This window comes from Ornithinibacillus xuwenensis (assembly GCF_039614845.1).
GTDB classification, from domain to species: domain Bacteria; phylum Bacillota; class Bacilli; order Bacillales; family Amphibacillaceae; genus Ornithinibacillus; species Ornithinibacillus xuwenensis.
The window spans coordinates 859,216-879,033 of the sequence record NZ_JBDIML010000001.1; the positions used below are offsets into that span (position 1 = coordinate 859,216).

15 protein-coding genes are annotated in these 19,818 nt (G+C 37.1%); all 15 read right to left on the bottom strand.

Going from position 1 to position 19,818, the window contains the following annotated elements; translation table 11 throughout:
- Positions 1-8: 8 nt before the first annotated feature.
- The 15 genes from spoIIGA to bshC all read right to left on the bottom strand — a co-directional run bounded on the left by spoIIGA (position 9) and on the right by bshC (position 19,717).
- On the bottom strand, positions 9-929 hold the full coding sequence (spoIIGA, locus tag ABC228_RS04985) for a sigma-E processing peptidase SpoIIGA (RefSeq protein ID WP_345823979.1): 921 nt from the start codon (positions 927-929) through the stop codon (positions 9-11).
- Positions 930-1,235: 306 nt separating this feature from the next.
- The gene (ftsZ, locus tag ABC228_RS04990; RefSeq protein WP_345823980.1) at positions 1,236-2,363 is read right to left on the bottom strand and encodes a cell division protein FtsZ; all 1,128 of its coding nucleotides are present in this window, start codon (positions 2,361-2,363) and stop codon (positions 1,236-1,238) included.
- Positions 2,364-2,428: 65 nt separating this feature from the next.
- The gene (gene ftsA, locus ABC228_RS04995) at positions 2,429-3,712 is read right to left on the bottom strand and encodes a cell division protein FtsA (RefSeq protein ID WP_345823981.1); all 1,284 of its coding nucleotides are present in this window, start codon (positions 3,710-3,712) and stop codon (positions 2,429-2,431) included.
- Positions 3,713-3,921: 209 nt separating this feature from the next.
- Complete coding sequence (locus tag ABC228_RS05000) at positions 3,922-4,728, bottom strand: cell division protein FtsQ/DivIB (RefSeq protein ID WP_345823982.1); 807 nt, start codon at positions 4,726-4,728, stop codon at positions 3,922-3,924.
- A 144-nt stretch (positions 4,729-4,872) separates the two neighbouring features.
- The gene (spoVE, locus tag ABC228_RS05005; RefSeq protein ID WP_345823983.1) at positions 4,873-5,985 is read right to left on the bottom strand and encodes a stage V sporulation protein E; all 1,113 of its coding nucleotides are present in this window, start codon (positions 5,983-5,985) and stop codon (positions 4,873-4,875) included.
- Positions 5,986-6,066: 81 nt separating this feature from the next.
- Complete coding sequence (gene murD / locus ABC228_RS05010) at positions 6,067-7,416, bottom strand: UDP-N-acetylmuramoyl-L-alanine--D-glutamate ligase (protein WP_345823984.1); 1,350 nt, start codon at positions 7,414-7,416, stop codon at positions 6,067-6,069.
- Positions 7,413-8,399 carry a phospho-N-acetylmuramoyl-pentapeptide-transferase gene (mraY, locus tag ABC228_RS05015; RefSeq protein WP_345823985.1) on the bottom strand — a complete coding sequence of 329 codons (987 nt, stop codon included), beginning with the start codon at positions 8,397-8,399 and terminating at the stop codon, positions 7,413-7,415. Before mraY ends, murD begins: the two co-directional genes overlap by 4 nt.
- A 67-nt stretch (positions 8,400-8,466) precedes the next feature.
- Positions 8,467-9,831, bottom strand: coding sequence for a UDP-N-acetylmuramoyl-tripeptide--D-alanyl-D-alanine ligase (locus ABC228_RS05020; RefSeq protein ID WP_345823986.1), 1,365 nt, complete (start codon positions 9,829-9,831; stop codon positions 8,467-8,469).
- Positions 9,831-11,306: a UDP-N-acetylmuramoyl-L-alanyl-D-glutamate--2,6-diaminopimelate ligase gene (locus ABC228_RS05025; RefSeq protein WP_345823987.1), complete on the bottom strand. Its 1,476-nt coding sequence runs from the start codon at positions 11,304-11,306 to the stop codon at positions 9,831-9,833. The genes ABC228_RS05020 and ABC228_RS05025 overlap by 1 nt, the downstream gene beginning before the upstream one ends.
- A 449-nt stretch (positions 11,307-11,755) precedes the next feature.
- Positions 11,756-13,705 carry a stage V sporulation protein D gene (locus ABC228_RS05030; RefSeq protein WP_345823988.1) on the bottom strand — a complete coding sequence of 650 codons (1,950 nt, stop codon included), beginning with the start codon at positions 13,703-13,705 and terminating at the stop codon, positions 11,756-11,758.
- A 99-nt stretch (positions 13,706-13,804) separates the two neighbouring features.
- Positions 13,805-16,039, bottom strand: coding sequence for a penicillin-binding protein (locus ABC228_RS05035; RefSeq protein WP_345823989.1), 2,235 nt, complete (start codon positions 16,037-16,039; stop codon positions 13,805-13,807).
- 15 nt (positions 16,040-16,054) lie between these two features.
- Entirely contained in the window at positions 16,055-16,423 is a 369-nt protein-coding gene (ftsL, locus tag ABC228_RS05040; RefSeq protein WP_345823990.1) for a cell division protein FtsL, read from the bottom strand.
- The gene (gene rsmH, locus ABC228_RS05045) at positions 16,423-17,400 is read right to left on the bottom strand and encodes a 16S rRNA (cytosine(1402)-N(4))-methyltransferase RsmH (RefSeq protein WP_345823991.1); all 978 of its coding nucleotides are present in this window, start codon (positions 17,398-17,400) and stop codon (positions 16,423-16,425) included. Before rsmH ends, ftsL begins: the two co-directional genes overlap by 1 nt.
- A 33-nt stretch (positions 17,401-17,433) precedes the next feature.
- Positions 17,434-17,865, bottom strand: coding sequence for a division/cell wall cluster transcriptional repressor MraZ (gene mraZ / locus ABC228_RS05050; RefSeq protein WP_345823992.1), 432 nt, complete (start codon positions 17,863-17,865; stop codon positions 17,434-17,436).
- Between the two features lie 238 nt (positions 17,866-18,103).
- A complete protein-coding gene (gene bshC / locus ABC228_RS05055) occupies positions 18,104-19,717 on the bottom strand; it encodes a bacillithiol biosynthesis cysteine-adding enzyme BshC (RefSeq protein ID WP_345823993.1) in 1,614 nt (537 codons plus the stop codon).
- Positions 19,718-19,818 lie beyond the last annotated feature (101 nt).

The window sequence follows — 19,818 nt, forward strand, 5'->3', positions numbered from 1 at the left end:
CCTTTTCGTCATGCTGAGTGTACAGCAGCTAATTTTATGATTTGTGGGTTTAATAAGCAATGGTATCGTTTGTCTTTCGTTAAGGCAGCAAATTGAATGCCAACTAAAAGCTTTGTAGAAACAATTCGTTGCCCTTCATAAAAAATGGTTAATTCATCTGGTTTAATTGTAAACAATAAGTTGCTTTTCCCTTCTACTCCTTGGAATGGCACGATTTTTATGTGCTCTTCCCAACCGGCTGGGATCTTGTCAACATTAATTTCTTCAGCTGCTTGTTTTAATTGGTCCCATTCTTCCTGTTCAAACCATTGAATTAAGAAGGATTCATCACAGATAACAACTGGTCTTTTTGTTAATGGGTCAACTAATTGATTGCCACTATCAATGTATCCAAACGTAGAGAATGTTCTCTTCTTAATCATAAGCGTTACATTATATAATTGGTCGTATCGAATCTTTTCTATTGCATGCTTGTCCATACGGCTCTTCGTGAACCAAAAGGCAATTGGAAATCCAATTACTACAAACATCCAACTCACTGGGTCTCCATAACCACTACTAAAGGAAAAGATTCCCGAAGTCGATAAAGCTATTGGTTCTTGTAAAAAATAGTGCGCAGCGAATAATCCACCTCCAATGGCAAAGGATACAAAATAGAATAGTAAAAGTTGCTTCATCGTTCGATTTACCGATACAAATCGGAATGTAACCAAAATAATTAGAATAGAATATACTATCTTCCCAATTACGGTCGTGATGTAGGACTCAGGAAAGTAAAGAGTAATTGGCACAATAAGGGACGCAACAAATGCTCCAAGCACTAATCTAATTTTGGATGTATGCTCCCTACATAGTGCTTGTGTAAGCAATAACAGCATCATGTCCAAAAGAAGATTTAATACCCAAACCGCATCAAGGTATATGGTCATGATACGCTTCCTTTCTTGACGGACTAAGTGCATATCCTAGACTTATAAGAAGAACTGACAATTAATAATAAGTATCCATCCGTTGTTCTTAGAGCTGTGGCATTATCTAGTTCTCTTATAAGTCTGTACAAAGTTTTAGTATAAAAAGAAGTATAGCTTAGTTAATAAGCGAAGTCTGTCACTTCTTGTATGCAAAATAATGCTAATTTCAACTAGTTATGTCGAGCATTTCCATAAGATAATTCATAGCAAAATGAATAAAAAAGGACGTATCATCCAAGATGATACGTCCTTTAAACATATTATTTATCGATTACGATTTCTGTTTCGTAAGAAGGTAGGAATATCTAAAACATCCTCTTCTTGTTTTGGTCTACTTTGTTGAGTAGGTTCTTTTACATAATCATCATTTGCTCTAGTAGCAGCGGTCTGATTATGGGTTACAGTAGGGCGTTGTCTCGTCGGTTGCTCTACTTTCTTGGTTTCATTAAATCCAGTTGCGATAACTGTTACAATGATTTCATCCTTTAAATCTTCATTAATGACAGAACCGAAGATAACATTTACCTCTTCATCGGCAGCATTCGTTACTAAATCAGCTGCTTCCTGTACTTCATAGAGACTTAAATTCGTTCCGCCAGTAATATTCATCAAAATACCGTGTGCACCATCGATAGAAGTTTCTAATAATGGAGAAGAAATAGCTTTCTTTGCAGCTTCTGTTGCACGATTTTCTCCTGTTGCAATACCAATTCCCATTAACGCAGATCCTTTGTTGAACATAATGGTTTTAACATCGGCAAAGTCAACGTTTATCAAGCCTGGTTTCGCAATTAAATCTGAAATACCTTGGACACCTTGACGTAAAACATTGTCTGCTTCTCTAAATGCCTCTAGCATTGGCGTATTTTTATCTACAATCTCTAGTAAACGATCGTTCGGGATAACAATTAACGTATCGACATTGCTCTTTAATGCATCTATACCGGAAACCGCCTGTGAAGATCTTCTTCTTCCCTCAAAAGAGAATGGTCTTGTTACAACACCTACAGTAAGCGCTCCTAAATCCTTCGCAATCTGTGCAATAACAGGTGCTGCACCAGTACCAGTTCCTCCACCCATACCAGCAGTAACAAAGATCATATCTGCACCCTGTAGTACTTCTTCTAACTGTTCTTTGCTTTCCTCGGCAGCCTTTTTCCCTACCTCAGGGTTTGCTCCTGCCCCAAGTCCACGTGTAAGCTTTCCACCGATTTGTAGTTTTATTTCAGCCTTCGATAGGTTTAACGCTTGAGCATCTGTGTTAACTGCAATAAATTCAACACCTTCAACACCATGGTCAATCATACGGTTAACAGCATTATTTCCGCCGCCGCCGACACCGATAACCTTTATCGTAGCTAATTGGTCAATACTTGTATCAAACTCTAACATTTTCGTTCCTCCTAATGTGCAAATTACAAGATTTCTAGAAGCTAATTTTAGTATGGGAACGCTGATTAATCGAAGAAATACTTAAATAAATTAGCAATTCCAGATTCTTTTTTATTATTTTCACTTGTACTTGTTGTTTTTGTCGGTTGTTTTTTTACCCGTTTTGGTTTTGGTTCTTCCATCGATGTGCTAATAGCTGGAAATAATTCTTTCCCTTGAATCTTTGCATTATGATAGGCAAACTGTAAGATTCCTACACCAGCTGTAAATTGTGCTTCTCTTACTCCGATATAATCCGGGATTGCAATTCGAACATTTGCTTGGAACAAATCTCCTGCAAGTTCAAGTGCCCCAGGCATCTTCATCGTTCCACCAGTTAATACATAACCACCTGGTAATCCTTGGTATCCCATTCTCCGGATTTCTCTTTCAGCAAAAGCAAAAATCTCCTCGAGTCTAGCTTCGATCATATCTGCTATTTGTAACTGATTAAAGGTTTGCTTGGCATTACTTCCAATTATGGACGCTTCAAATACTTCATCCTCTTGGGCATCATTGTAAAATGCATGACCATGGTTTATTTTAATATCTTCAGCTTCCTCAGTTGAAGTCCGTAAGCCAATTGATAAATCTTTCGTAATATTATCGCCACCAAGTGGAACAACACTCGTTGAAACAATGTGGTCATTTTCAAAGATGGAGACGGTAGAGCAACCCCCACCTACATCAATTAATGCAACTCCCAAGTTTTTTTCGTCCTTTGAAAGCGCAACTGTTCCGGCTGCTAATGGTTGGAGAACAATATCTGCTACTTGTAAATTCGCTCGTTCAACACATTTAAGAATATTATGTAGTACGGTCTTTGAGCAGGTAATAATTGTTCCTTCCATTTCCAAGCGAACGCCAATCATTCCTCTTGGATCAGTAATTTCATCTAGCCCATCCACTATAAATTGTTTAGGAATAACATCAATGATTTCTCTTTCCGGTGGTATCGAAATTACTTGAGCCCCATCAATTACACGCTTTACATCTTCATTTGTTATTTCTCGGTTTTCACTTTGTACTGCTACAACACCATGACAAGGCTGCAATTGAATGTGATTGCCACTGATACCGACTACTACACTATCAATTTGCATTCCTACCATTCGTTCTGCTTGTTCAACAGCACTACGTATTGAGTGAACGGTTTGATCAATATCGACAATAGCACCTTTTTTCATTCCATTTGATTTAGCAGTGCCAACACCAATAATGTTTAGTGAGTCATTTAAAACTTCTCCAATTATTACTTTAATTTTTGCTGTACCTATATCAAGACTGACAAGTATGTCATTGTTGTTCAACAAAGGCACCTCCTAATTCAGAAGCATCAAGATAACTAATAGATTGTCTAGTGCAATGATTACTTCTATTATCTAATTAATACTATACTATAATCTACTATTTTAAAGGATTTTCTTAAAAAAAGAAATATATAATAGATATTTCTCAAAAAAACTAGAAAACTACGCTTAGAAAAAAATGGATATTACATTACTTCTCTATTATTTCATTAATTCTGTCCGTCTGTTTGAACTTCTTCTTCAGAATCAGCTTCCTCTTCATCCGCTTCCTGAACAAAAGCTTCAAAATACGCTCCGACACCTATATGAATAATTCCTTCTTTCCCTGGTTCTAATTGCGCTACAATTGATGGGTAGACAGTCATCCTTTCAGCAAACTCACGAACTGAGGCTTCCACCATATAACCGTCACTCATATACAAGATGATTTCGTTCTTGTTGCTGTCAGTAGGTGCCCAATGGACTTCTGAAATAATATTTAGTATTTTTGTAGGGAGATTGCTTAATTCCTGTGACATGTTAATTAACGTTTCGTCCTCTGTAAAATTAACAAGTAATGGAGCATCTCCAGTTAACTGATCTTTTTTGCTTTGTGTTAATACCGTTCCATTTCCCAAAATTGGATAATAGCTATTATCCTTTTTTATGTAACCAATTCGCTCATGTTCTATCAAATGGATTTCTACAGTCCAAGGTAGCTTCGTTTCGACAGTTACCGAATTAACTAGTGGATTGTTTTCCAACGTTCGAATTATTTCCTCTTTATTAATCGTCCATATATTCGTATCGTCTTGAATTCCACTTTGCTCTATAACCTCTTGCTCTGGATAAAACGAGTTCCCTGTAACAGCAATTGTTTTCACATGGCTAAGTGGAGACTGGAGATAGACAATGATAGATATTAAGAAGAAAAAAATAGATAGGTAAAATACAAGGCGTCGATTGGCCTTCTTTTTACGGGCTTGTTTCAATTTTGGAATACGGTCCTCTATTGAAACAATCTTCTCTTTGCTCATTCCTATTCTTTCCTTTTTAGAAAAATTAACACATTAAAACGGCATATGTGATGCCGTTTTAAAGAGCTAGGTAAATTATAACATACTATTCTAGAAAACATATAGTACACAGTTAATAGTTTTCTATATAAAAATTTACCTAATTTATAATTTTGCCGATCTGCTTATATTAAGTAATATGCCAACTGAGCAAAGTGTGAGTGTTAAAGAAGACCCTCCATAGCTTAAAAAGGGCAGCGTTATACCAGTTACAGGTATTAGGCCTATTACAACACTAATATTTATCATGACTTGAACTGTTAGCATGGAAACAATACCAAGTGCTAAGAATCTTCCAAATGAATCTGGAGCTTCAATAGCTACTCGGATTCCACGCCAGAATAAAAGAATAAACAAAACCAACAATATTGTTCCACCAATAAATCCAAGCTCTTCACCAAGAATAGCAAAGATAAAATCAGTTTGTGGTTCTGGTAAATAAAAATACTTTTGTAGGCTATTTCCTAATCCAACACCCATTAATCCACCTGGTCCAATTGCATACAGTGATTGGATGATTTGAAACCCATCTCCTAGTGGATCTTCCCATGGGTTAAGAAAAGCTGTAATTCTACTAATACGATAAGGTGCTGATAATATTAATAACGCAAAACCTACAAGACCTAACATCCCCAACCCAGCGAAGTGTAGTATTCTTGCACCAGATACAAAGATCATAATCATACAGGTTAATACCAATACCATTCCTGTCCCTAAATCCGGCTGGAGCATAATTAATCCGAAAGCAGCAAAAACAAGAATTAACGCTGGAAAGAAACCTTTTTTAAATGATGTAATATATTTTTGATTTGTAGACAAGTATACCGATAAAAAAATGATAAGTCCCAGTTTCATAAACTCTGATGGCTGAATACTAAATGCACCAACACCAATCCAACTCTGCGCTCCTCCGCGCGTCAATCCTACTCCCGGAATTAACACTAGTAATAATAGTCCAAAGCATACTAGAAGAATTATACGCGAGTATCTTGCCCAATTACTATATGGGATGTACATGAAGAATAACATCCCAGCTACACCCACCCCTGCAAATAATAGCTGTCGTTTAACAAAATAGAATGAATCTGCGTATTTATATTCAGCCCATATATAAGAAGAACTGTACACCATTACAATTCCAATTAGTAACAATAGTAAAATTATCGAAAGCAGAAAATAATCTGGCTTGTCCTTAATTGTAATACGATTTTTAAACAATAAAAACACCCCTTACCAAATTGATATAGGGGCGTTTCTTTTAATGGGTATAACCTTTACTTTAAAACTTCATACAAGCCCCTACTTAATTGTATGCACAGCTTGTATAAACATGTCTCCTCTTTCTTCAAACGTTTTGTATTGATCCCAGCTAGCGCAAGCAGGTGATAGTAAAATCACGTCATCCGCTTCCGAGAATGAAAACGCCTTACGCACGGCATCCTGCACATCAATTGCAGATTTTACTATTGGTACTTCCGCTTTTGTTGCAGTATCCCTTAATTTTTCAGCAGTTTCTCCAAACACAACCATCCCTCTTACATGTTTTAAATAAGGAATTAATTCATCGAAAGAATTTCCACGATCAAGCCCGCCTGCAAGTAGAATAATGGGTTGTGTAAAAGAGGATAGGGCCTTTTGGGTAGCTAAAATATTCGTTGCTTTTGAATCGTTGTAAAACAGCCGACTTTCGACATTACTAACAAATTGTAAACGATGCGAAACACCAGTAAATGTAGTTAACACTTTTCGTATTCCATCATTAGTAGCCCCACCTAACTTAGCAGCACAAACTGCTGCTAAAATATTCTCTAGGTTATGAGCACCTACCAACACAATTTCCTTTAAGGAAATAACCTTTTCTGACTTAAAATAAAGATCCTTTTCGTCTATCCAGGCTCCTGTTTCCAGTTTACTTGAAACAGAAAAAGGAACCTTAGTTGCTATAGCATTGCTAGCCTCACTCATAATTTGTGGGTCATCTGCGTTGAAGACTAAATAATCATCTTGAAGTTGATTCTGAAAAATAGCACACTTCGCTTCTTTATAATTATCAAAGGTCTTATGGTAATCCAAATGTGCCTCATAAATATTTAATAATACTGCAATCTTCGGTCTAAAGGTTTTTATACCCATTAACTGGAATGATGAAAGCTCTAAAACCATCTTTTCATTATGTTGAAGTTCTCGAGCAGTCTCTGTAGCCACTATCCCAATATTTCCTGCTAGCTTAACAGGTTGTTGACTATTTCGAAGCATCTCAAAAACAAGTGTTGTCGTCGTTGTTTTACCGTTAGAACCAGTGATTCCTATAATAGTACCTTCCGCTAATTGTCCTGCAAGTTCAATTTCTGTAATAATCGGAATATCAAGTTTCTCAGCTTCTTTAAGTACTACATTCTCATATGGAATTCCTGGATTCTTAACAATTAAATCAATTCCATCCAGAACAGACATAGGATGTGCTCCAACTATAACTTCTGCCCCAATGGAACGTAACTGTGCAACAACCTCATCATCTTCAGACGTTTTCAAATCATTTACACGTACGCTCACACCACTATCAATAAGGACCTTTGCTGCAGCAGTGCCACTTTTTGCAAGGCCTAAAACAAGCACATGCGAATAAGGGAAATCAACTAATTTATTCAACCTAACCACACCTCGATGTATATACCTAGAGCAGCAAAAATAAGTCCAATAGACCAGAATGTCGTAACTACTCGCCACTCGGACCAGCCTACTAGTTCATAGTGGTGATGTAATGGACTCATTTTAAATACCCGTTTTCCGGTAGTTTTGAATGATATAACCTGTATTATTACCGATAGTGTTTCCATCACAAAGACCCCACCAATAATAACTAATAGGACCTCTAATTTTGTTAAAATAGCAACGGCAGCTATTGAGCCACCTAGAGCTAAAGAGCCGGTATCTCCCATAAATACTTTTGCAGGATGTGCATTAAACACTAGGAACCCTAATAATGCTCCTACAACTGCTAAGGCGAAGATTGTGACTTCTGCCTGTGGGTTTGGATACCAAGCTAATATTCCGAAAGCACCAAATGCAATCGCAGCAGTTCCTGACAGCAAACCGTCCAATCCATCCGTAAGGTTAACAGCATTTGAAGCGCCAACAAGCATAAAAATAATTAATATCGCATATCCAAATCCCATTTCCCACTTAATATCTGTTCCTGGTATTTGAATATATGTTGGAAACCCGTGATTCTTTAATATAAGATAGAAAATAATTGCAATTACTAACTGGCCAAGCATTTTTTGCTTAGAAGTCAGTCCCAAGTTGCGCTTCAATGCTACCTTGATAAAATCATCAAGAAATCCTAATAAACCATATCCTAGTAGAACAAATAATAATAATCCTAGCTCATACCCAATTTCCCCATCACCATATTTATTAGCCAAAATGATAGAAGTAATAACAATACTTAACACTATCATGATACCGCCCATTGTAGGGGTACCCGTTTTCTTCATATGAGATTTCGGTCCTTCTTCTCGTATGCTTTGTCCAAACTTTAAACGTCTTAAAAACGGAATTAAAATTGGTGACAAGAGGACGGTAATTAAAAAAGCTATTGCTATTGTTAGTATTAATACAGTTATATTCACGAATTCTTCCTCCTTAAATTGCCAACCGTCCAACCCATTAATCTATATTTATTCTTATCTAATTTTGTTAGTCATTAATCGCGACAATTAATGATTCTAGCTTCATGCCTCTCGATGCCTTGAATAAGATGAGTGAATCTTGATTTAAGTACTGATTCAAAGGCTCCAATACATCCTCTTTATCGTTGAAGTGTTTTACCCTCATTTTTGGGTACTTCGATTTTACGATACTGGATATAGCTTGGGAATCTTCTCCAATTGTATACAATGCGGAAATCGACTGATCAATTACCTCTGCTACCGATTCATGCATACTGACTGATTGACTACCGAGTTCATAAATGTCACCTAGAACTAATATTTTTTCTCGATACCCATTTAACTGCTTCACAACTTGAATCGCTGCTCTCATGGATGTTGGAGATGCATTATAGGCATCATTTATAATAGAAACACCATTCTTACCGTATAGCATTTCAAAACGCATTCCGGATAAGGTTAGATTACGTAGTGCATGTTGAACCTGTTCGGTTTCTATTCCAAGTAAACTAGCTAAAACAATTCCAAAGGATGCATTTTTTGCATTATGCGTACCTAGTAAAGGTATGCCATAAGAATTACCATCGGATCCAGTAAACACCGTTTCATTTCTATTTAAATCTATATTTGAAATGACATAATCATTCTCACTACCAAATCCAACAGATAGTACATTATCTTGTTGATGGACATGTGACAATAATTCTTCATCACCATCAATAATGACTCGCCCGTTTTCCTTTAGTCCACTAGTGATCTCCAATTTTGCTTTTGCAATTCCTTCTCTTGACCCTAAAAATTCAATATGGGACTCGCCAATATTTGTGATAATAGCATAGTCTGGTTTTGCAATTTTTGAAAGTAATTCAATTTCCCCAAAACTACTCATACCCATTTCAAGAACCAAGATTTCCGTATCTCTAGCCATCGATAAAATAGTTAATGGCATTCCAATCTCATTATTATAATTGCCATTTGTTGAATGGGTTTTAAATTTTTCTTTTGAAATAGAAGCAATGATATCCTTTGTTGAGGTTTTTCCATTGGATCCTGTTACCCCGACTACAATTGGATTCACCTCATCACGGTAATGACTTGCTAGCTCCTGTAACGCTTTTGTTGTGTCATCAACATAGTAAACGATCAATTCGTTCGATAAATCTTTAGGTAGTTCTTTAGAGCTTTCCCATAATACAGCAACAGCACCATTTTCATGGGCTTGGGTAACAAAATCGTGCCCATCAAAATTTTCTCCAACTATTGGTATGAATAATGAGTTCTTAGCTTTCACTCGACTATCCCTATTTACTGTTTCAATAACGAATTCCTCACGAATATTCCCTTTATTAGTTGAAAAAATAGTACTTAACCAATTGGTTGTAAATAGCATCATCAATTCTCCTTAGCTTGCAGTGCTTCCAAGGCCACTTCCCTGTCATCAAAATGATGTTTAATATGGCCAATTTGTTGGTATGTTTCATGCCCTTTTCCTGCAATTAGTATAATATCATCTTTTTGAGCTTGCTTGATTGCATAATGAATAGCTTCTCTTCGGTCAGATATCACCTGAAAATTGGTTGTAGATCCCTCAATTCCTGCGGTCATATCGTTTAGTATTGTTTGCGGATTTTCCGTCCTAGGATTGTCTGATGTAAAGATGGCTTGATCGGCATATTTAACCGCAATTTGAGCCATTAATGGGCGCTTCGAACGGTCACGGTCACCTCCGCAGCCAACGACAACAAATACCTTCTTTTTAGCAAAATCTTGAATGGTTGCCAACACATTTTCTAACGAATCTGGTGTATGTGCATAATCCACAATGACAGAAAAGGATTGACCATTTACTATAGGTTCAAATCTTCCATGAACACCTTGTATACTTTGTAAAGCTTCTTTTATGATTGGTAATGAAATGCCTGATATAATGGCAGCTGCACTTGCAGCTAACATATTATAAACATTAAAATTACCTATCAAATTACTTTTAATATCAGCATTACCATATGGAGTACATAATAAAAATCGAGTTCCCATTGGTGTTAATTGTATGTCCTTAGCAGTAATAATTGCTTCTCCCTTAATTCCATATGTAATTATTGCTTGAGCAGTTGAACGCGAGATCCGCCAACTAACTGAGTCGTCTACGTTGATAATAGCAAATTTCTTATTATTCGTATGATAGCTATTTCCTAATTGTGCAAACAAAAGACTTTTCGCTCTAAGATAATCGTCCATGGATTCATGATAATCCAAGTGATCCTGTGTTAAATTGGTAAAGATAGCAATATTATAATCACATCCATAAACTCTTCCCAAATCAAGTGCATGGGAGGACACTTCCATTATTACCTGTTCTACCCCTTGGTCAACCATTTGACGAATCGTTTTTTGTAAAAACAAGGCGTCCGGTGTAGTGTTTTCAACAGGATAGGTATTACTGCCAATTTTCATTTGAATGGTACCAATGACACCTGTTTTTTGATGATTATGATTAAAAATCGTCTCTAAAAGATAGGTAACGGAAGTTTTTCCATTTGTCCCTGTGACACCAATTAGTGGTACATAATTGGTTGGATGCTGGTAGTACTTCGCTGCAGCCATCGCTAAAAAACGAACTGTATCCGGAACTTTAAGCACAGGTGCAGATACATTTATCTCTCTCTCAGCAACGATAACAGACGCTCCATTTTGCACCGCCTCTTCTACATAATCATGTCCATCAACAGAAAATCCGTTGATACAAACAAATAAATCACCCTTCTTAATTTCTCTAGAATCCATTTTAATAGCATTGATTTCGATGTCGTATAGTTTAGAGAATTGTTCAGAGAATGGAAGTAAAGAAAGAAGTTCCTTTAATCTCATCCATTACATCCTTTCTTATCTCCAACATAATATTCTCTTTCAATTGTCGATTTAAGAGGGTTGTTTACCTTCTTAAATACTTTTTCATCCTATCTATTATACCAAATGAAGCTGTTATTCTGAATCATTTTCTTAAATAAAGTGAAACAACATTTGTAATAAATTCAGCTGTAAGGATATTCGTCTTTCAATATTTCACAAGGAGGTTCCGGTGAGACTTTTATACATATGCTTAAAAAAATACCTTATATTAATTTCGCAATTTAAGGGGAACAATTTAATGAATCATAAACCATTATAGAGAATTTAAGGGCAGGCTCTTCTTTTAACCATTTATGCTTACGCTTTCTCTTATTAGGAATTTCCCGCCCGTTATTTATGAATATAATACTTCATTATTGGAATCTCCATGCCGTAAACTTACCCGCTAAATAGCAAATTATTATTCGTTATTCTTCTTTCTCCTTCGATTTCTTCTCTTCCGATAAATAAATTCTAATTTTTGATCCAGCCTCTACCTTTGTTCCTGCCGCTGGTTCCTGATCTAGAATATAATCTCCAGTTCCATTAGTCTCAATCGTCAGATCTGTCATATATTCCATCAACTCACCCTTTTTTACACCAATTAAGTCTGGCACCTCAACTTTTGGTTGATCAGGCCATTGATACTCTTTCTCTAGTCCGTCTTCTCTAGGCTCTACACCCATCACTCGTAAACTGTCGCCAATAATGGTCCCAACAATCGGGGCGGCTACTACTCCACCAAATTGAACGGTACCTTTTGGATTATCTACCGCTACATAAACTACGATTTCCGGGTCATCTGCCGGTGCAAATCCTATAAAGGACACAACATAATTATTTTCCATATAGCCACCATTTGGACCAACCTTCTGAGCCGTTCCGGTTTTTCCCCCTACTCGATAGCCGTCCACATAAGCTGGTCTTCCCGTCCCTTTGGCAACAACACTTTCCAATGCATTTCGTATTTCTTCTGATGTTGCTTCCGAAATAACTCGATTTTTCATGGTAGGCTCTGTTTTAGAAACAGATTCACTTGTTTGAGGATCTACCCATTCTTTAGCAATAAAGGGTTCGTAAAGATACCCTCCATTAACCGCAGCTGAGACTGCCATAACCTGTTGGATGGGGGTTACAGAAACTCCCTGTCCGAATGCCGTTGTGGCTAACTCAACAGGACCAACATTTTCCGGTTTAAATAGGATACCAGATCCTTCTCCCTGTAAATCTATACCGGTTTTAGAACCAAATCCAAATTCTTCAATGTAGCTAAATAGCTTTTCTTTACCCAATTCCTCACCTAGATGAACAAATCCGGGGTTACAAGAATTTTGTACGACCTCTAAAAAAGTTTGACTACCATGTCCGCCAGCCTTCCAACAATGAAGTTTCGATCCCCCAACCTCAATATATCCAGGGTCATGAAACTCATCTTTTTCTAAATCAACAATTCCTTCTTCTAAGGCAGCAGCAAGTGTAATGATTTTAAAGGTAGAGCCCGGCTCATACGTACTCCATATCGGTAAGTTTCGGTTATAAATGGACGCATCAACCTCCTGATAATTTTCAGGATTAAAATTTGGTCTAGAAGACATGGCTAAGATCCCACCTGTATCCGGATCAACAGCAATGGCCAATGCCCCATCAGGATTATATTTGGCAACAGCTAAATCTAGCTCTCTCTCAATAATGGTTTGGATTTGTGAATCAATACTTGTCACTAAATCATAACCATCCTTTGGTGGTGTATAGACATCAGCCAATTGATTTAGCCTTCTTCCTTTTGCATCAGAATAAAAGGATAGACTCCCCTCTTCACCACTTAATAAATCATCATAATATAATTCAAGCCCCATCAGTCCTTGATTATCAATTCCAGCGAAACCAAGAACATGCGCTAAATCATCACCATATGGATAATGCCGAATAGAGTCTTTCGCCAAGTAAACTCCCTCAAGATTTAACGTTCGTATTGCCTTCTCTTGTTCATTGGATATCTTTCTTCCCTCTGGATGAATATTCACAGACATAGCTGATTTTGTAACGTATTCATAAGCTGTCTCTTCAGACATGTCCAATATTTCAGCTAGCTTTTTGGCAGTTTCTTCTGGATTCTTTATTTGCCTCGGAACAACTACAACGGATGGCGCCGTAACATTTTCGGCTAAAATATTACCGCTATTATCCAATATCCGCCCTCTTTCTGGCTGAAAAGAAATATTCCTACTCCATGACTCATCCGCTTTTTCCATTAACTGATCGCCAAGTATGAATTGTACGTATCCTAAGCGAAAATCAATGACACCGAAAAAGATTATACCAATAAGAAAAACAGCGACTAATCGTTTTCTAACTGTTACAGTTGATACTCGTTTCATCGTCCATCTCCTTTACATAGGTAGGCTTGTATCAACTATATGATTTAAAAAACTGATTAGAACACTGTTTTCATTCTAGAATTATCATTCTATCTTTATCTATTCGAATGTATCAGCAGGCTGTTCCTCTTCTTTACTGCTTTGAGACACATTCTCCATAGGTGTCTTTAATTCCACACCTAAATATTCACTTTCACTAATTTCTCTTCCTATTTCGATACTTTGTGTCACAACATAGCCATTTCCAATAGTCTCCGTGTCAAGATTTAACATGTCACCCAACCTCAACACATCACGTAAGGACCAGCCAATTATATCTGGCATTGTCGGACTATCCGTTACAAGTAATATACGTTCATTTGGGAGAACTTCAGCACCTTCTTCAACACTTATAGCGACTACCTTATCCCCTGTTCCTATAATGGTGTTCGTAATACTAGCACTTGTTAGTAATTCACTAGCTTCTGTAACTGATTTCCCAATTAAATTAGGCATTTTATAAACTGTTACATTCTCCATCTCACTTTTATCAGGATTAATATTTAGATAGTGTAGTGCATTTTCCATAACATTATTGAAAATAAAGGATACAGGTGCTGATCCTGGTTCAATACCAGAGTCAAATTCTAAATTAGGTTGCTTGACTGAGACATACATCATTAATTGTGGATCATCTGCTGGTGCCATTCCTAAGAAAGAAAACACATAATTTTCATTTCCAGTTAAATATCCTGCTCCATCCGGATTTGGAATTTGGGCTGTACCTGTCTTCCCTCCAACTGAATAATCATCCAAATTAAATCTACTACCAGTTGCATATTCTGATTGAACCGCTGAAACTAGTAACTCTCTAACTTGTTCTGCAGTCTCCTTCGAAATCGGTTCCCCTACTAACTCTGGTTGATTTTCTTCTAGAACACTATCAGTATCCGAATCTACTACCTTACTAATAATATACGGTTTTACCATTTTTCCGTCATTTGCAATTGCTGTCGCAGCCTTCATTAATTGTATTGGAGTTGTCGTACTACCTTGTCCAAAGGAGGTTGTTAGTTTTTCTAATGGCCAGTTGTAAAGGATTTCTCCTTGAACCTCTCCTGGTAAGTCAATACCTGACGTTGCATCGAAATCAAATGCATTCAAGTATTCTAAAAAGGTATCAGGTCCCATTTTTTCCCATAGCAATTTCCCAGCAGCTACGTTAGAAGAACGCGCAAAGCCCTCGTTATAAGAAATCGCTCCCCAGCCTTCACCATTATTGAAGTCATTAATGGCAGTAACTCGTTCACTTATTTGATAGCTCCCAGATTTGTATTTCTCCTCACCATTGTATACACCTGACTCTATTGCAGCTGCCCATGTGAACATCTTCATGGTAGAGCCTGGTTCAAATGGTGTTGAGATTGCATCGTTATACCAGTTCTGAACATCCTCTGGATTATTCGGATTATAGCTAGGACGATTACTCATTGCAACGATTTCACCTGTTTTTGGATTCATAACAATCGCCGTCATACGTTCAGGTTCATATTTCTCATCTACCTGTGTCATAACATCCTCAAGTAAGGTTTGTATTTTTTGGTCAATTGTTAAATAAACATCATCACCATTATCTGGCATTTGAATGACTTCGTTAGGATCTAATAGCTTTTTATTATAAAGGTCACGCTGATAAGAAATATAACCATCATGCCCTTTTAACAAATCATCCATTTCATGTTCAATACCTGTTACCCCATTAATCTGGTTCGTTACACCATCTTCTGTTTCAACTTCTGTCTCTCTAGCAAAACCAATAATATGGGATGCAAAAAGCCCATTTGGATAATACCTGACATTCTCTTTGACGAATCGAATTCCAGGTAAATTCAATGCGACAATTTCGTCCTTCGTTTGAAGTGAAATTCCCTTACCAATAGAGCCGAATTCAACCTGAGATTTATCATTTTCGATACCATAGTTTAGTCGTTCTAAAATGTATTTCGACTCAGCATTCAACAAAGGAGCCAGCTTTTCTGCTGTACCAACTGGGTCAGCGACATGCTCAGGCTCCTCTAGATTATCTGAGTATTCCTCATCGACTATAGCGTACATTCGGAAGGTTGGCATATCATAAGCAAGTGTCATGCCATTTTTATCGAAAATTTTCCCACGTTCAGAATCAAGTGTGTAGGAGGTCGTCCTCACATCATCAGCCCATTCCTCTAGCGAAACACCTTCAACTGCGCCAGATGCCTGAATATATAAAAACCTTCCTGTTACAATTAAAAATGCCACGACGAAGATAACCATTAACACTCCAGCCATGGCATGGGTTGTTTTATTTTTTTTCATCTATTATCACCTGCATTATTGATTAAAAGCGTTTGCTTGCTTAACTTCTGCAGCCTGAATGGTTAAACCATTTTCTTTCGCGTATTGCGTAATACGCTCTGGTCTACTTAACTCCTTAATTTCGTACACTAATCCTTCATTCACAACTTGTTGATTCGAAACAGTTTGTTCAAGTGATTGAATATCACGATTCAATGCGTCCATCGAGGAGGAATAAGAAACAATAAACCCACCAAATAATAATAAAGCTGCTGCTACAACAGTATACAACATTTTTTCACCTTTTGTAATCCAGCTTTTTTTACGAATAACAACCTTTTTTTCTACTTGCGGTTGATATGAAGTGTAGGTTTGTTGCCAACTTCTTGCTTGATTTGCTGCCATTATTTATTCCACCCTTCCTCAAAATTAAAGTCTTCAGACCAGCTATTTACCTTTTCTACAATTCTCAGCTTCGCCGACCTAGACCTTCGATTTTCTTCTAATTCATGATCATCTGCCACGATTGGCTTTCGATTTATGACTTTAAATGGGGCCTCGTACTCTTTGGGAATTATCGGTAAATTCCGAGGGGTTTCCTTAGGCGTACTCCATTTTTTAAATGCTTGCTTACAGATTCGGTCTTCCAGCGAATGAAAGGTAATCACTGCTATTCTACCCTCAACATTTACAACTTGCGCCGCTTGGTGTAGCGCATCATGAAAGGCTTGAAGTTCATCATTGACAGCTATACGAATTGCTTGAAAAATTCTTTTAGCAGGATGTCCACCTTTTCTTCTTGCCGGTGCCGGAATCGCTTCTTTTATTATTTCAACTAATTGATAGGTTGTTTCAATGGTAGTTGTTTTTCGATATTCCTCAATCTTTCTTGCTATTTGTTTTGAAAATTTCTCTTCGCCATATTTAAAGAAGATTGAAACTAATTCGTTGTAGGACCAATTATTAACAACCTCGAATGCTGATAATTTCTGACCCTGATTCATACGCATGTCCAATTTAGCATCATGCTGATAGCTAAATCCTCTTTCTCCTCTATCAAGCTGCGGAGAAGATACACCAAGATCAAATAGGATACCATCAACATTAGTAATTTGATTATTTACTAATTCTTCTTGTAAATTGCGAAAGTTACTATGAATAAATAATATCCGGTCTTGATAGTCAGACAATCTGTCTTTTGCTGCATTTAGCGCATCAATATCTTGATCAAAAGCAATTAATAAACCATTTTCGTTAAGCTGTGAAGCAATTCTTTCAGAATGACCTCCACCACCTAACGTACAATCTATATATGTACCATCTGGTTTAATATCTAACCCTTTTACGGACTCTTCCTTTAATACTGTGTAATGCTCAAACATGTTAACACCTACTTTTGCGATTTACGATTTTGGTTAAATATCAAAATCCATTAGGTTCTCAGCAATCTCTGCAAATGACTCCTCAGATTCATTGAAATAGTCATCCCAGTTTTCACTTGCCCAGAATTCAATGCGATTTGAAACACCAATTACCACACACTCTTTATCTAAACCTGCATAATTTCGAAGTGGCTGTGGTATGTTTATTCTTCCCTGCTTATCAACATCACATTCCACTGCTCCAGAGAAGAAAAATCTCGTAAATGCTCTAGCATCTTTTTTTGTTAAAGGGAGCTTCTTAAGCTTTTCCTCTATTAAGGACCATTCGGACATGGGGTATGCAAACAGACATTTATCTAGTCCGCGAGTGACAACAAAACGTTCACCAAGCTCATCACGAAACTTAGAAGGGACAATTATTCTACCCTTTGTATCAAAGTTATGTTGGAATTCACCCATGAACATTTAGTCCGCCCCCACTTTCATATCTCAATATTACCACATCCCCCCACTTTTCACCACAATATATTTCAAAAAATTTATAATAACCAAATACCAGTTGATTTTACACAAAAAAATAACTGTCCTTCTATAGATATAAAACCACTATATCCCTTTATCATTAAGGGTTTATAGGGTTATATCTCATTAGAAAGACAGTTAATATTGTAATTCATCTCAAAGTGTTGGGAAGTGGTGGGTATTAGATATACACGATATAATGATCCTCATCAAAGGAGCACACGGCACCATTAATCTCATTAAAGAAGTCCAGTCCGTAATCATTTAAGAACGGAAGTGGATTCCACATACGCTCCTGCAGCCCATTCGGATGCAGCGTGTTTTCCAGTAAATCAAACTCACTTAATTCCTTTTCAAATCGTTGTTCTAGTGCCTTCGTGATTCGTTTTTCTAAAAACTCTATATCACGAATTAGATACCCTAAATTCTTCTCGGCTAAATCTCCCAAATCAGCCCGAATGGTTGTTGCAATATCTCGTAAAGGCTTATGAGCATTTTCAATAACCGCTTTAATATCGGTCACTGTTTCCTCTATTGGTGGATTGATCTTCTTCTTAAACCACGCTTTTCTCCTTTGAAGTACACCGCCATTAATCGCCTCTGTTGGAGTGATTTCATATCTTTGTAGCAGCTTATGAATTTTGCGTTCAACATACGTAAAGGATAATCTCGGTACTACAGGTGGCATTTTCATATTCAAGGCATGAAAAGCTGGTTTTAACACAGACCAATAACTAATTTCTCCAGGACCACCAATAAAAGCTAATGTTGGAAATACTAAATCCTGCATTAAAGGACGTGTCACAACATTATTACTCAATACTTCCGGGGAATGTTCAGCAATTGAAATCAGCTCTTCTGTTGTCAAACAAATCTCATTTTGTTTTCCAACCCAGTTCCCCTCTGAATTAATCATCAATAGGATCCGCTCTTGATCTTTGTGATAAAATAGATTCCCGTCATGCGGAGAGACATCTAGTGAAATTGCGTATCCTGCTTCATGTAGTTCTTTATGGGCAGTGAATACACCAGAACTAATTTCTTCTCGTTTGGTTATCATCTGAGTAAAGTAATCATTTTCCAACCTTCTTACAAATTCATTTCCTGAATCCATTAGCACCAAGCCCTCTTCTTGAAAGAGCTTAAAAATGAAGTTCGCAAAAAAGTCAACATAAGACGTTGCGTTTTCAAGACAGGATAGAATCGTTCTTCGGATATCCTTCGTATATTGAGTCTCTGGCATTTGCTTCAAAATAATATCAACCCATTCATCTATATCATCACGATTCAGGTCGATTTCTGATACGGAACGTTTATCAAGAATACGCTGCTGTACCTTATATTTTTTCATTCTAGAATCCTGATGAATGAAGATATGGTTGATTTCTTCAAAATCATGGTCTTCTCCTGCAATCCAAAAAACAGGAATAACCGGAATGCCAAGCTGCTTCTCTTGCTGCTTAGCTAACTGGATAATTGAAATAATCTTATTTATTGAATATAATGGTCCGGTTAATAGTCCTGCCTGCTGTCCACCAATTACCACAACACTATCCTCAGACTTTAACCGTTCAATATTCTCAAAGGTTGAACTCGGTGCACCCCAGGCTTTATTTAATCTAGTTAACACCTCCGCAACCTGCTGCCGTTTAAAGGTTCTGTTAGTTAGCTCTTGCACTCGCTTCTCAAAATCCATTATTCCATAATCAAAATATTGCGTAACCATTTTTTTTTGGTTACGGTAATCGCGAACGAGATTATTTTGTTTTTCAATATGTACCGGTTCTATTCGCATTCATTACGTACTCCTTTAGAGTTTTTCAGCACTTCACATAATGGATATTTCAGACTCGTTCCTATCTTCTCCGTGCCGGATTACGCTCAACTACAAGCCAA